Annotated in this window: 10 protein-coding genes; 8 read left to right on the plus strand and 2 right to left on the minus strand. The window is 68.9% G+C overall.

Going from position 1 to position 13,017, the window contains the following annotated elements:
- The 4 genes from EQG76_RS08310 to EQG76_RS08325 all read left to right on the plus strand — a co-directional run bounded on the left by EQG76_RS08310 (position 1) and on the right by EQG76_RS08325 (position 4,001).
- Positions 1-1,605 (plus strand): GMC family oxidoreductase, encoded by a 1,605-nt coding sequence (locus tag EQG76_RS08310; RefSeq protein ID WP_159712347.1) that lies wholly within the window; start codon positions 1-3, stop codon positions 1,603-1,605.
- Between the two features lies 1 nt (position 1,606).
- Positions 1,607-2,110 (plus strand): GNAT family N-acetyltransferase, encoded by a 504-nt coding sequence (locus EQG76_RS08315; protein ID WP_159712349.1) that lies wholly within the window; start codon positions 1,607-1,609, stop codon positions 2,108-2,110.
- Positions 2,111-2,229: 119 nt separating this feature from the next.
- Entirely contained in the window at positions 2,230-2,616 is a 387-nt protein-coding gene (locus EQG76_RS08320; RefSeq protein WP_159712351.1) for a hypothetical protein, read from the plus strand.
- Between the two features lie 329 nt (positions 2,617-2,945).
- Positions 2,946-4,001, plus strand: coding sequence for an acyltransferase family protein (locus EQG76_RS08325; RefSeq protein WP_159712353.1), 1,056 nt, complete (start codon positions 2,946-2,948; stop codon positions 3,999-4,001).
- 511 nt (positions 4,002-4,512) lie between these two features.
- Here the strand turns inward: EQG76_RS08325 and acs are convergent.
- Positions 4,513-6,444: an acetate--CoA ligase gene (acs, locus tag EQG76_RS08330; protein ID WP_159712355.1), complete on the minus strand. Its 1,932-nt coding sequence runs from the start codon at positions 6,442-6,444 to the stop codon at positions 4,513-4,515.
- Between the two features lie 288 nt (positions 6,445-6,732).
- Positions 6,733-7,425: an arylesterase gene (locus EQG76_RS08335; protein WP_159712357.1), complete on the minus strand. Its 693-nt coding sequence runs from the start codon at positions 7,423-7,425 to the stop codon at positions 6,733-6,735.
- Between the two features lie 31 nt (positions 7,426-7,456).
- On the opposite strand from EQG76_RS08335, the gene EQG76_RS08340 reads away from it, so the two are divergent.
- From EQG76_RS08340 to EQG76_RS08355, 4 genes are all read left to right on the plus strand, one after another.
- Positions 7,457-8,164: an ABC transporter ATP-binding protein gene (locus EQG76_RS08340; protein ID WP_159712359.1), complete on the plus strand. Its 708-nt coding sequence runs from the start codon at positions 7,457-7,459 to the stop codon at positions 8,162-8,164.
- Complete coding sequence (locus EQG76_RS08345; RefSeq protein WP_159712361.1) at positions 8,161-10,713, plus strand: ABC transporter permease; 2,553 nt, start codon at positions 8,161-8,163, stop codon at positions 10,711-10,713. The genes EQG76_RS08340 and EQG76_RS08345 overlap by 4 nt, the downstream gene beginning before the upstream one ends.
- A gap of 350 nt (positions 10,714-11,063) precedes the next feature.
- Entirely contained in the window at positions 11,064-11,759 is a 696-nt protein-coding gene (locus EQG76_RS08350; protein WP_407925514.1) for a Bax inhibitor-1/YccA family protein, read from the plus strand.
- Between the two features lie 96 nt (positions 11,760-11,855).
- On the plus strand, positions 11,856-12,833 hold the full coding sequence (locus EQG76_RS08355; RefSeq protein ID WP_159712365.1) for an esterase-like activity of phytase family protein: 978 nt from the start codon (positions 11,856-11,858) through the stop codon (positions 12,831-12,833).
- Positions 12,834-13,017: the final 184 nt, after the last annotated feature.

Consider the following 13,017-nt stretch of genomic DNA (forward strand, 5'->3'; position numbering starts at 1 on the left):
ATGGTCGCGGTGGATCTGGGCGAATTCGATTATGTCATTGTCGGGGCGGGCTCTGCCGGCTGCGTGCTGGCCAACCGTCTGTCGGCCGATCCATCCGTCCGGGTCTGCCTGCTGGAAGCCGGCGGGCGAGACAACTGGATCTGGATCCACATCCCGATCGGCTATCTCTACACCCAGAACAACCCCCGCACCGACTGGTGCTTCAAGACCGAGCCGGAGCCGGGCCTGAACGGCCGCAGCCTGAACTATCCGCGCGGCCGGGTGCTGGGCGGCTGCTCGGCGATCAACGGCATGATCTACATGCGCGGCCAAGCGGCGGATTATGACCACTGGCGCCAGCTGGGCATTGTCGGCTGGGGCTGGGACGACGTGCTGCCCTGCTTCAAGCGCATGGAGGACTTCGTCGGCGGCGCGTCGGAGCTGCACGGGGCTGGCGGCGAGTGGCGGGTCGAGAACCCCAGGATCTCCTGGCCGATCCTGGACGCGTTCCGAGAGGCCTGCGCCCAGGTGGGCATCCCCAAGACCGACGACTTCAACACCGGCGACAACGAGGGCTGCGGCTACTTCCAGGTCAACCAGAAGAAGGGGGTACGCTGGACCGCTGCCAAGGCGTTCCTGCGCCCAGCCCTCAAGCGGCCGAATCTGCGGATCGTGACCGAGGCCGAGGCCCGCCACCTCCTGTTCGCCGAGCGGCGCTGCATCGGGGTGGCGCTGGTGGACGGCCGGACGGTGCGGGCGCGGCGCGAGGTGATCTCCTGTGCCGGTGCCGTGATGAGCCCAGCACTCCTGCAGCGCTCGGGCATCGGCCCGGGCGCGTGGCTGGCCGAGGCCGGCATCGAGCTGCGCCACGAACTGCCGGGTGTCGGCGCCAACCTCCAGGACCATCTGCAGCTGCGCCTGGTCTATCGCGTCCAGGGGATCGGCACGCTGAACGAGCGGGTCGGCTCGCTGTTCGGCAAGGGCCGCATGGGGCTGGACTATCTCCTGTTCCGCAAGGGGCCGCTCACCATGGCGCCCTCGCAGCTGGGTGCCTTCACCCGCTCCGACCCGCGCTTTGCCACGCCCAACATCGAGTACCACGTCCAGCCGCTCTCGCTCGACAAGTTCGGCGACCCGCTCCATCCCTTCCCGGCGTTCACTGCCTCGGTGTGCAACCTGCGGCCGACCAGCCGGGGCGAAGTCCGGCTCACCAGCGCCGACCCGCGGGTCCACCCCGCCATCCGGCCGAACTACCTGGCCACCGACGAGGACCGGCAGGTCGCGGTGGAATCGATCCGGGTCACCCGGCGGATTTGCGCCGCACCCGCGCTGGCACGCTATGTCACCGAGGAACTGCGGCCGGGCAGCATGGTGCAGGACGAGGCCGGGCTGGTCCGCGCCGCGGGCGACCTCGGCACCACGATCTTCCACCCTGCCGGTACCTGCCGCATGGGTCCTGCGGACGATCGGGGTGCGGTCGTGTCGCCGCGCCTGCAGGTGCACGGGCTGGAAGGGCTGAGGGTCGCCGACGCCTCGGTGATGCCGACCATCACCTCGGGCAACACCAACAGCCCGAGCATGATGATCGCGGAGAAGGCGGCCGACCTGATCCTGGGCCGGGCCTGAGATGAACGTAACGATCCGCCGGGAACAGGCGGGGGACGAGGCGGCAATCGCGGCACTGGTCACCGCCGCGTTCGCGGCGGCACCGCATCGCAGCGGCACCGAGGCGGCGATCGTGGCCGGGCTGCGCCGCTCCGGCAGGCTGGCTCTGTCCCTGGTGGCGACTGCCGGCCCAGAGCTGGTCGGCCACGTCGCCTTCTCGCCGGTGACGATCTCCGACGGCAGTGCCGGCTGGTTCGGCCTGGGCCCGCTGGCGGTGGCACCTTCCTGGCAACGGCAGGGGATCGGTCGAACTCTGGTGGAGGCCGGGCTGGAGCAGCTGCGCGCGCGCGAGGCTGCGGGCTGCGTGGTGCTGGGTGACCCGGCTTATTACCACCGGTTCGACTTTGCCGCCGATCCGGCCCTGGTGCTGCCGGACCTGCCGGCCGAGTACTTCCAGGTCCTGAGGCTGGCATCGGATGGTGCTGCCGGGACCGTCCAGTTCGACCCAGCGTTCTTCATGACTTGAGCCGGAAGCAGGCATTTCGACTGGGCAGATTTTGCCGTATTTCCGGATGCGCCCTCGTATCCTCTTGCGCCGCAGCGAAGTAGCGGGCCTCTTGGCCGTGACAAGGCGATAGGTGCACCATGCTCGCAGCGCTGGCTTTCCTTTCCGGCATGGTTCTGGCGGGCTACGGCGTCGGCCGCTGGTATCGCGAGCGCGAGGCCGTCATGCTGGCGGAGATCAGCCATCATTTCGAGCGGCGCCAGAAGCGGATGCTGGCCCGAATCGACGAGGGCGACCAGGCGCTGCTGGCGGCCTATCGCGAACTCGACCGGCTGGAGGGGCAATTGGAGTCCAGCCTCCGCCAACTCGGTGAGGCGCGGGCTGAGCTGGCCCAGACCGTGGCAGACAAGCAGCGTCTGGAAAGCATGCTCTACGGCCAGCCCCAGCCGATGCTGCGCAATCTGGCGGCCTCGGCCCCGCGCGAGCGGCGCGACTGGCCGCTGCGGCATGCCCAGAAGGTGTCGTGACGGAGCTGCCTGGCCCCGCGCGGCAGAAAAGGCCTGTGGACCTCGTATGCATGATCCGCCGGCCGGCGACTTGTGAGCCGAGGATGGTTTGTTGGCAGTCTTCGGAAGTCACGAAACATAGAGTTGATTGTGAACTTCATGTAACGTGAGCCATTGCGCCCACTTGCCATCCGGCTGACGCTGCGCGAATCTCGACTGGCCGATCCTTGTTCGGGCATCACCGTCGCTACTTCACGCACCCTAGCCCATGCCGCTCGAGCAGTTCCCGCCCACAGCTCGTCTTGCCGGGCGGTGATGGCTGGTCGCGGCGGGCCGGAGCAAGAAACGCCTTGAAGCAATCCATCCAGACATTGCGCGGCCTGGCCTGCATCTTCCTGGTCGCCTACCACACGATCGGCAGCGCGCCCGACCGCGGCCTGATGATGGGGGACGGCACCCTGCTGCGCCACCTGGCGGAGTCGTTCCAGTATCTGCGCATGCCGCTGTTCGCCTTCGTGGCCGGCATCGTCTACACCTTCCGCAGCGTGTCGCCCGGCCAGCATGTCGGCGGCTTCCTGATCGGCAAGGCGCGCCGCCTTCTGATCCCGCTCCTGGTGGTCGGCACGCTCCAGTTCATCGTCTCGGGCGTCTCCAAGGGCATGACGGCCAGCGAGCTGTTGGGCTTCGTCTGGCTGCCAGTGTATCCCTACGAGCATTTCTGGTTCCTTCAGGCGATCTTCATGATCTTCGTGCTGGTGGCGTTCCTCGACTCGTTCGGCCTGCTCGTGCAGCGCGCGGCGGTCGTGGTGGCGCTGATCCTGGCCGCGGTGATCTGCGCCGGCGACCTGGTCCAGCTCCAGTATTTCTCGATCCAGGGTGCCCTGTTCCTGCTGCCGTTCTTCCTGCTGGGCCTGTATTTCGGCCGGTTCGGCGATCCGCTGGCGCGGCCGGGCGGGGTGCCGATCGCCTGGGCGCTGGTCGCAGTGGGCGTCGTGGTCACCCAGGCCGGCCTCCTGGGCTATCTGGACCATCCGGTGTCGCGTGAGAGCCCGATCGGCCTGCTGTTCGGCGCGGCGTTCTGCATGCTGATCATGCGGACCGGCTGGACCAACCGTGGCCTGGGCGTGATCGGCAACTACTCCTACGGGATCTACCTATTCCACATGTTCGGCGTCGCTGGGCTGCGCATGGTGCTGCCCAAGCTCGGCATCCACGATCCCTACCTGATGTTCGTGATCATGCTGGCCGGCGGCCTGGGACTGCCGATCGTGGTCGAGCTGGTGGCCGGCCGCTTCACCATCACCCGCATGCTGCTCCTGGGCCAAAAGCCCCTGCGGCCGAAGCGCCCGGCGGATGCCCCCGGTGCCGAGGAGCGGCTGGCCAGGGAGCGCCTGGCCGCCCGCTGAGCCGGGCGGGCTTGTCGCCCGTGGCTAGCTGCCCCGGCCCCGCCGTCGCGAACATGACAATTCGGTCATGATCGCGGCGACGGGTGCTGCAGCCTCCGAACCACAGATGACAGGCTGGTTCTTCCCGGGTCTCCTGCCGCCATCGTCCGACCTGCCCGCCGAGCTGCGACCGGAAAGAACCTGCCACCATGGGAACCCGCGGGCTCAGTCCTGCCGCTACCGGGTTCCGCATCAGTCGGGGCACGACACCGTGGCACAGACGGCACAGTCTGTGGCGATGGGGTCAGATTGCTGTTGTGAAGCCGGCAGAGATGGACTACTCGTCATTGGACAGCGATGTGAGCAGTTCCCCCCCAGGACGCACAGCATGGCTGAGATTATGCTCCCGGACAGGGAGAAGGGCGGCCCGGACTGGACCGCCCTTTTTTGTTTTCTGGCCTCGGCACCCGGCTGAACCCGCCGGGGCGGCTCCAGCCGGACTGGAACCGCCGGTTGGCGGGAGATCGCCCGGCTAGCGCTTCAGGCGGTTCGCCACCAGGTCGGCCACCACGGACGGGTCGGCGAGCGTGCTGGTATCGCCCAGCTGATCATGCTCGTTGGCCGCGATCTTGCGCAGGATCCGGCGCATGATCTTGCCGGACCGGGTTTTGGGCAGGTTCGGCGCGCACTGGATGAAGTCCGGCGTGGCGATCGGCCCGATCTCCTTGCGCACCCACTTCACCAAGTCTTCGCGCAATGCCTGCGACGGCTCGATGTCCTTCTGCAGGGTGACGTAGCAGTAGATGCCCTGGCCCTTGATGTCGTGCGGGAAGCCCACCACGGCGGCCTCGGCGACTGCCGGGTGGGCGACCAGGGCGCTTTCCACCTCGGCCGTGCCCATGCGGTGGCCGGAAACGTTGATGACGTCGTCGACCCGGCCGGTGATCCACCAGTAGCCGTCCTCGTCCTGGCGAGCGCCGTCGCCGGTGAAGTACATGCCCTTGAAGGTCGAGAAATAGGTCTGCACGAACCGCTGGTGGTCGCCGTACACGCTGCGCATCTGGCCGGGCCAGCTGTCCAGGATCACCAGGTTGCCTTCGCCGGCGCCCTCGATCAGCTTGCCGTCATTGTCGACCAGCGCCGGCTTCACGCCGAAGAACGGCCGGGTCGCCGAGCCGGGCTTGAGCACGGTGGCCCCGGGCAGGGGCGAGATCAGGATGCCGCCGGTCTCGGTCTGCCACCAGGTGTCCACGATCGGGCAGCGCCCGTCGCCCACCACCCGGTGGTACCAGAGCCACGCCTCCGGGTTGATCGGCTCGCCCACCGAGCCCAGCAGGCGCAAGGACGCGCGCGAGGTCCGCTTCACCGGCTCGTCGCCCTGCTGCATCAGCGCCCGGATCGCAGTGGGGGCAGTGTAGAAGATCGTGACGTGGTGCTTGTCGATGACCTCCCAGAACCGGGAGACCGACGGGTAGTTCGGCACGCCCTCGAACATCAGCGTGGTCGCGGCGTTGGAGAGCGGGCCGTAGACGATGTAGCTGTGCCCGGTCACCCAGCCGACATCGGCAGTGCACCAGTAGACGTCGCCGTCCTTGTAGTCGAACACGTATTTGTGGGTGAGCGAGGCGAAGACCAGGTAGCCACCGGTCGTGTGCAGCACGCCCTTCGGCTTGCCGGTCGAGCCCGAGGTGTAGAGGATGAACAGCGGGTCCTCTGCATTCATCGGCTCACAGGCGCACTCCTCGCTGGCCTCGCGCGCTTCATGTGACGCGTCGAAGTCGCGGCCCTCCTGCATGTCGACCGCGATGCCGGTATGGCGGAACATCAGGACCTTCACGTCGTCCGGGCACTTCTTCAGCGCCGCGTCGACATTGCCCTTGAGCGGCACCGGCTTGCCGCCGCGCAGCCCGCCATCCGCGGTGACCACGAGCTTGCTGCCGCAGTCCTTGATCCGATCAGCCAGCGAATCGGGCGAGAAGCCGCCGAACACCACCGAGTGGACAGCACCTATCCGGGCGCAGGCCAGCATGGTGTAGGCCGCTTCCGGGATCATTGGCAGGTAGATGGTGACCCGGTCGCCCTTCTTGACTCCGTGCGCCTTGAGCACGTTCGCGATCTTGCAGACCCGGCGGAGCAACTCGCGGTAGGTGACGATCCGCTCGTACTCCGGATTGTCCGCCTCCCAGATGATCGCCACCCGGTTGGCGTGCCGCGGCAGGTGCCGGTCGATGCAGTTGTAGGCGACGTTGAGTTCGCCGTCCTCGTACCACTTGATCGAGACGTCGCCGTCGAACGAGGTGTTCTTCACCTTGGTGTAGGGCTTGCTCCAGTGCAGGCGCTGACCCATCTCGCCCCAGAACGCCTCCGGCTCCTCGATCGATCGGGCATACATGGTACGGTAGGTCAGGTCGTCGATCAGCGCCGTCTTCGCGAACGAGGCAGGAACCGGAAACGTCTCGGACATTGTTATCTTCCTTTCGGCGCCCAGGGCCGGTGACGGTCTGGCCGTCCCCCGAAAAGCCCCTGGCGGGCGGCTGCTGCCGCCGGCTTCCCCTCCGCTGATTTTCCTTCGCGGCGTGCGAAGACGCAACCGGCGTCACCACCCGGTGGCCGCCCCGGGAGCCGCGCACGGCGCCCGGCCGCCAAGGATATCCACGCATTCCACGTACTTCTCCACAATCCCGCAGCAAGGCCATGCAGATCTGCCGTCGGCCCGGCAAGACCAGCATCCGGCCGGCTCGGGATCGCGACCTCAGGAAACCTTGTCCAGCCATTGCCCGATCGCGGGCATGATCCTCTCGACGATGATCTCGATGCCGGCCGCCGTGGGATGAATACCATCGGGCAGGTTGAGCGTGTGGTCGCCGGCTACCCCATCGAGGAAGAACGGGTAGAGCGGAATGTCATGACGTTCCGCCACGTCCTGATAGACCTGCCGGAACGAGTTTCCGTAGGCAGCACCGAGATTTGGCGGGGCCAGCATTCCGGCCAGGAATACCGGCACGCCCGCGGCTGAAGCCTTTTCAATGATCGCGTCGAGGTTGCGCTCCAGTTGATCGGTGGGCAGGGCGCGCAGCGCGTCGTTGGCGCCCAGCTCGACGATCAGGTGGCTGGGGCGGTCCGCCAGCACCCAGTCGACCCGCGCGAGCCCGCCAGCCGAGGTGTCGCCCGACACGCCGGCATCGATGACCTGGCAGTCCCGCCCGGACGCCTGTAACGCCGCCTGGAGCCGGGCCGGAAATCCTTCGTTCACGGAAAGCCCATAGGCTGCGGTCAGGGAATCGCCCAGCACCGCGATCCGGCACGCTGCCCCCTGCGCCTGGACCTGGCCCGGCGGGGCCAGGACCGCGAGCAGGGCCAATCCCGCTGCCGCCAATGGCCGCAGCAGGGCCAGGAGCCGGCGGATCAGCGCTGCGCGGTTGCCGGCGGGGTCCTGGCTGGCCATCTGTGCACGGATGCCTGAATGTGAGGACCGGATGATCAATCTCGTGGACCTTCGTCTCGATCTGACAGGGGCCGCCGGACGGGTCTCGATCCTCAAGGGCGTCGACCTCCAGGTTCCGGCCGGGTCTGCAGTGAGCGTGGTGGGTCCATCCGGCTCCGGCAAGTCGAGCCTGATCGCGGTGATCGCCGGCATCGAGCGGCCGACGGGCGGCAAGGCAATCGTGGACGGGGTCGACATCGCCACGCTGGACGAGGACGGGCTTGCCCGGTTCCGGCGCGGGCGGCTGTCCATCCTGTTCCAGAGCTTCCACCTGATCCCGACCCTGTCGGCGCTGGAAAACGTCGCGGTGCCGCTGGAGCTGATGGGCCAGCGCGACGCGCTGGAGCGGGCTGAAGCGGCCCTGGCCGAGGTGGGCCTGGCCCATCGCATCGACCATTATCCCGGGCAGATGTCGGGCGGCGAGCAGCAGCGCACCGCGCTGGCGCGCGCCCTGGTCACCGAGCCCACCATCCTGCTGGCCGACGAGCCCACCGGCAATCTCGACCGCGCCAATGGTGGGCATGTCATGGAACTGCTGTTCGCCTTGCGCCGCCAGCGCGGCACCACGCTCTTGCTGGTGACCCACGACCTTGAGCTGGCCCAGGCCTGCGACTGGACCTGCCGCATGGAGGACGGCCGGCTGACCGCCCCACCGCACCTGGCCGCTTCCGCCGACCAGAAGCTGCGGCAGCCGGCATGACCATGTCCGCCACGATCACGCGACGCCTGCCGTTCGCCTTGTCCTTCGCCCTGCGCGACCTGCGCGGCGGCCTGCGCAGCTTCTGGCTCCTGCTGCTCTGCCTGGCGCTGGGCGTGGCGGCGATCGGTGCGGTGGGCCTCCTGTCCGCCGCGGTGGACCATGCGGTCGAGCGCGATGCGCGCAGCCTCTTGGGCGGCGATCTTGTGGCCGAGGCCTCGGGCGAGCCGATCACGGTCGAGGAGCTTGGCCCGGCCGTGCCGGCGGGCAGCACGTCGCGCTCGACTGTGCGGATGAGCGGGCTCGCCATGAGCGAGGGCAGGGGCGAGGACGGCTCGTCGCGCAGCCTCGCCATTGCGCTCAAGGGCGTGGAGCAGCCCTGGCCACTGCTGGGCCAGGTCGAGCTCGATCCGCCGCTGCCGGTGGCCGAGGCGCTGGCCGATGGCGGGGTGGTGGTGGAACGCACCCTCCTGCCGCGCTTAGGGGTCGAGGTCGGCGACAGGATCCGCCTGGGCGACGGGCTGGTCACCATCCGTGCGGTGCTGGTGAGCGAGCCCGAGCGGGTCCAGGGCATCTATGGCCTGGGCCCGCGCGTGGTGGCCTCGATCGACACGATCCGGGAAGCCGGCATCCTCCTGCCGGGTGCGGTGACCACCTGGTCGCGCGCCATCGTCCTGCCGGACGGCACGGACGTCCCCGCTGTCCAGGCCGCGATCCGCGAAAGCACGCCCGGTGCCCGGTTCCGCCTGCGCGGAGTGGAGGAGATCCAGCCCCAGGTGGCGCGCTTCACCGACCGGCTGGCCAGCTACCTGACGGTCGCCGCGCTGGCCGCCTTGCTCACCGGCGGGATCGGCATCGGCCTGGCGGTGCAGGGCTGGCTGGTCCAGCGCCGCGCCGGCATCGCCACGCTGAAGGCTCTGGGCGCCACGCCCGGCCAGGTCCTGCTGGTCTATGCGCTGCAGGTGACCTTGGTGGCGGCCCTGGCGGCCCTGCTGGGGGCGCTCGGCGCCTACGCCCTGGCCTCGCTCGCCCGCCTCCTGCCGGCCGAGCTGATCCCGTTCGAGCTGGGCGACGTGTTTGCCGCCTGGCCACTCCTGCGCGCCGGCCTGCTGGGCATCGCGACCGCCCTCCTGTTCGCCGCCGTGCCGCTCCTGGACGCGCGCGACCTGCCGGTGGCGGCCCTCCTGCGCCCGGCCGCGGCCGAGCAGCGGCACGGCGGCTGGCGGCCGCGCCTCGTGGTGCTGGGCCTGGGCGTGCTGCTGGTGGGCGGGCTCGCCGCGCTGACCACGCCCAGGCCCGAGATCGGCGCCAGCTTCGCCCTGGCGGCATTGCTGGCCGCCGGCCTGCTCACCCTGCTCGGGCGCGGGGTGCTGGCGCTGGTCGGCCGGCTCGCCCGGCATGGCCCCCTGGTCCTGCGCTTGTCCCTGGCCCGGCTGAACCGGCCGGGCTCTACCGCCCTGCCGGTGGTGGTCGCGACCGGCACCGCCCTGTCGGTCCTGGCGACCGTCCTGTTCGTCCAGCAGTCGCTCGACGCCGAACTGCAGAACTCCTTGCCGGAACGGGCACCCTCGGTCGTGTTCATCGACATCCAGCCGAACCAAGTCGAGGCCTTCGACCAGGTGCTGGCGCGCTTTCCCGACGCCGTGCTCGACCAGCGCGCCCCGGTGCTGCGCGCGCGAGTATCGGAGATCAAGGGCGTGCCGGTCGAGCAGGCGGCGATCGGCGAGAACGTGCGCTGGACAGTCCGGCGCGACCGCGGCCTGTCCTGGACCGCCGACCCGCCGCGCGACGAGCCACTGGTGGCAGGGTCCTGGTGGCCCGCCGACTATGCCGGCCGGCCGCTGGTCTCGGTCGAGGACGACGTCGCCCAAGGCTATGGGGTGGGGGTGGGCGACACTCTGTCCTTCAACGTGCTGGGCCGCACGGTCGAGGCGACCATCGTCAACCTGCGCCGGGAGATCGACTGGTCGCAGGCCCGGATCGACTTCGTGTTCCTGTTCAGCCCGGGCCTGCTGGAGCAGGCGCCGCATACCCTGGTCTCGACCGTACGGGTGCCGCCGGACCAGGAGCCGGCGCTGCTGGACGCCATGGCGCAGGCACTGCCCAACGTGACGCCGATCTCGATCAGCGAGGTCAGCCGGCAGATCGGGATGGTGCTGGGCCGGATCGGCTTTGCCGTCCAGGCAGTGGCCTCGGTGACCCTGGGCGCCGGGCTGCTGGTGCTGCTAGGGGCACTCGCCGCGTCCCGCCGCCAGCGTCGCCAGCAGGCGGCCTTGATGAAGGTGCTGGGTGCCACGAGGGCTGACCTCCTGCGCCACTTCCTGATCGAGCACGCGGCACTGGGCCTCCTGTCCGCCCTGGTCGGCCTGCTGGTCGGCGGCATCGCTGCCTATGTGCTGGTAGCGCCGTTCATGAATCTGGGCTTTGCCGCGAAGCCCGGCACGGCAGGCCTCCTGGCGCTGGCGGCGGTGGCGCTGACCGGGTTGGTGGGTGCGGTCTCCACCTGGCGCCTCCTGGCCCGGCCGATCGCCCCGGTCCTACGCACGTCGTGACGGTGGCCTTGCGAGACGAACGTGCGGGCACGCCGGACACCGAAAGTCGCCGTTTTCGGGCGGTAGCGTTTCGTCTTGCGACCGGCTCGCCAGGCCGGCCGATGATCTTGGCCAGCCGCCGCTTCGCCGCGGCGAGACCTTGGCCGCGCCGACGATCTTCGGAAAATGTCGTCAATCCGTTGAATTGTAACGATATGTATCATTGTCGCTGGCGTACGGATCCGGCCATCTGGTCTTGATGCACCACGGCCGATCGCTATATTCTAGACATATGAGCGTCGGCCACCTGAGGTCGCCGCCGCCCCTGAGGAGGTTACATGGCATTCGGCACGGATCCCCGCTTGGCGCGCATGGGCGGACGTGTAGCGGTCGACCAGGTCGACGCGGGCCTCCGCCGCTACATGCTGTCCATCTACAACTATATGGGCCTGGGCCTGGCGCTGACCGGCATCATCGCGATGTTCGTCGCCGCGACCCCGGCCATCTACGTCCCGATCTTCACTTCGCCGCTCAAGTGGGTGGTGATGCTGGCGCCCTTGGGCTTCATCTTCTTCCTGGGCTTCAGGCTCCAGCAGATGAGCGTGTCCGCGGTACAGATGACCTTCTGGGCCTTCTGCGCCGTGATGGGCCTGTCCATGGCCTCGATCTTCCTGGTGTTCACCGGTGAGAGCGTGGCTCGGACCTTCTTCATCACCGCCGCGGCGTTCGGCGCCCTGTCGCTCTATGGCTACACCACCAAGCGCGACCTGTCGGCGATGGGCACGTTCCTGGTGGTCGGCCTGTTCGGCCTGATCATCGCGAGCGTGGTCAACATCTTCATCGGCTCCTCCGCGCTGCAGTTCGCGGTGAGCGTCGCCGGCGTGCTGATCTTCGCGGGCCTGACCGCGTGGGACACGCAGCGACTGAAGGAGATGTATCTGGAGAACATGGAGCCGGGTGCCCAGACCAAGATGGCGGTCATGGGGGCGCTGACCCTCTACCTGGACTTCATCAACATGTTCCAGTTCCTGCTGCAGTTCATGGGCGTGCGGACCAACAGCGAGTAAGTCGGCACGGAGCCGCACGGCTCTTGACCGGGCAGGGGCCGGTCGTCCTGATGGGCGGCCGGCCCTTTGTTTTGGGCCTTCTTCCGGATCCGTTCCTTGTCCAGATGCTCCAGCGCGCTCGCGCTCGTCCTGCTGCTCGCCGCCTGCGCCGCGGAGCCCCCGCCCGCCCGGGCCGACATCGAAACAGGATCGGTGCAGCGCGTGCCGGTGCCGGGGCTGGAGCTGCCGCAGCGCCTGGCCGAAGGTGCGGTGCTCACCGCTGCCTGGGAGCTGCGTTCGCAACTGCCGATCACCGGCCTGTCCGCCATGGCGCTGGACGGTGAGCGGCTGCTCCTCGGCACCGACCAGGGCGACCTCTTGGAAATCTCTTGCCCATTCGAGCGGCCCCTTACCGAATGCGCGGATGAGTGGCGGTTCGATGGGCGGCTGGTGGCGCGCGGCGCACCCCGGGCCGATCTCGAGGCCCTGGCGGTCCGCCCGGACGGCAGTGTGGTGCTGGGCCTGGAGAACATGCCGCGCTTGGCGCTGCTGGAAGGTCAACCTGGCGGCTACCGGATCGGCCGGCTGGAAGGGGCGCCGGACCTGCGCTTCCTCCATCGCAATGCCGGCCCGGAGGCGGTGGCGGCCCTGCCGGACGGACGGCTGCTCACTATTCCGGAAGGAGCCGTGGAGCCGGATGGCCGGGCCTTGGTCTTGCTGCAGGACGGGGAGGGGAACTGGCAGCGGCACTGGCTGAGGCTGCCAGCAGCCGACCTCCTGCCGGTCGAGGCCACGGTCGCGGGCGACCATCTGTTCGTCCTGCTGCGCCGCTTCGGCCTCCTGTCGGGCTGGCGCGGCGAGATCCTGGCACTGCCGCTGCGTGCGCTAGACGAGCCAGTCGACGCGTTCACGCCCCGGACGATCGCGGTGATCAGCCACGAGCCGCTCGGCGACAATTACGAGGCCATGGCGGTCCGCCAGCTCCCCGATGGCAGCTACTCACTGCTGGTAGCCAGCGACGACAATGGCTTCGCCCTGCAGCGCCGGCTGCTCCTGGCCTTCACTTGGCAGCCGCTGCAATCCGGGGAGTGGTGACGGGCAGGCGCCCCGTCAGGGCGCAGACGGGCTCGGCAGGGCCACGGCACGCAGATTCATGATCGCGCGGAACGGGATCAGCAGCACCAGCGCCATGGCCAGCTTCACGGCGAGGTCGCCCATGGCCCAGCTCAGCCAGGGCAGGCCGGTGAACGCGAAGGCGCCGCCGAAGAACACGGCGGTG

This window comes from Geminicoccus flavidas (genome assembly GCF_009806515.1).
In the GTDB taxonomy this organism is placed as follows: Bacteria; Pseudomonadota; Alphaproteobacteria; order Geminicoccales; family Geminicoccaceae; genus Geminicoccus; species Geminicoccus flavidus.

Coding starts and splice junctions, on each gene's coding strand:
- EQG76_RS08310 (WP_159712347.1), top strand. CDS start 1: ATGGTCGCGGTGGATCTGGGCGAATTCGATTATGTCATTGTCGGGGCG.
- EQG76_RS08315 (WP_159712349.1), top strand. CDS start 1,607: ATGAACGTAACGATCCGCCGGGAACAGGCGGGGGACGAGGCGGCAATC.
- EQG76_RS08320 (WP_159712351.1), top strand. CDS start 2,230: ATGCTCGCAGCGCTGGCTTTCCTTTCCGGCATGGTTCTGGCGGGCTAC.
- acs (WP_159712355.1), bottom strand. CDS start 6,444: ATGTCCGAGACGTTTCCGGTTCCTGCCTCGTTCGCGAAGACGGCGCTG.
- EQG76_RS08335 (WP_159712357.1), bottom strand. CDS start 7,425: ATGGCCAGCCAGGACCCCGCCGGCAACCGCGCAGCGCTGATCCGCCGG.
- EQG76_RS08340 (WP_159712359.1), top strand. CDS start 7,457: ATGATCAATCTCGTGGACCTTCGTCTCGATCTGACAGGGGCCGCCGGA.
- EQG76_RS08345 (WP_159712361.1), top strand. CDS start 8,161: ATGACCATGTCCGCCACGATCACGCGACGCCTGCCGTTCGCCTTGTCC.
- EQG76_RS08350 (WP_407925514.1), top strand. CDS start 11,064: ATGGGCGGACGTGTAGCGGTCGACCAGGTCGACGCGGGCCTCCGCCGC.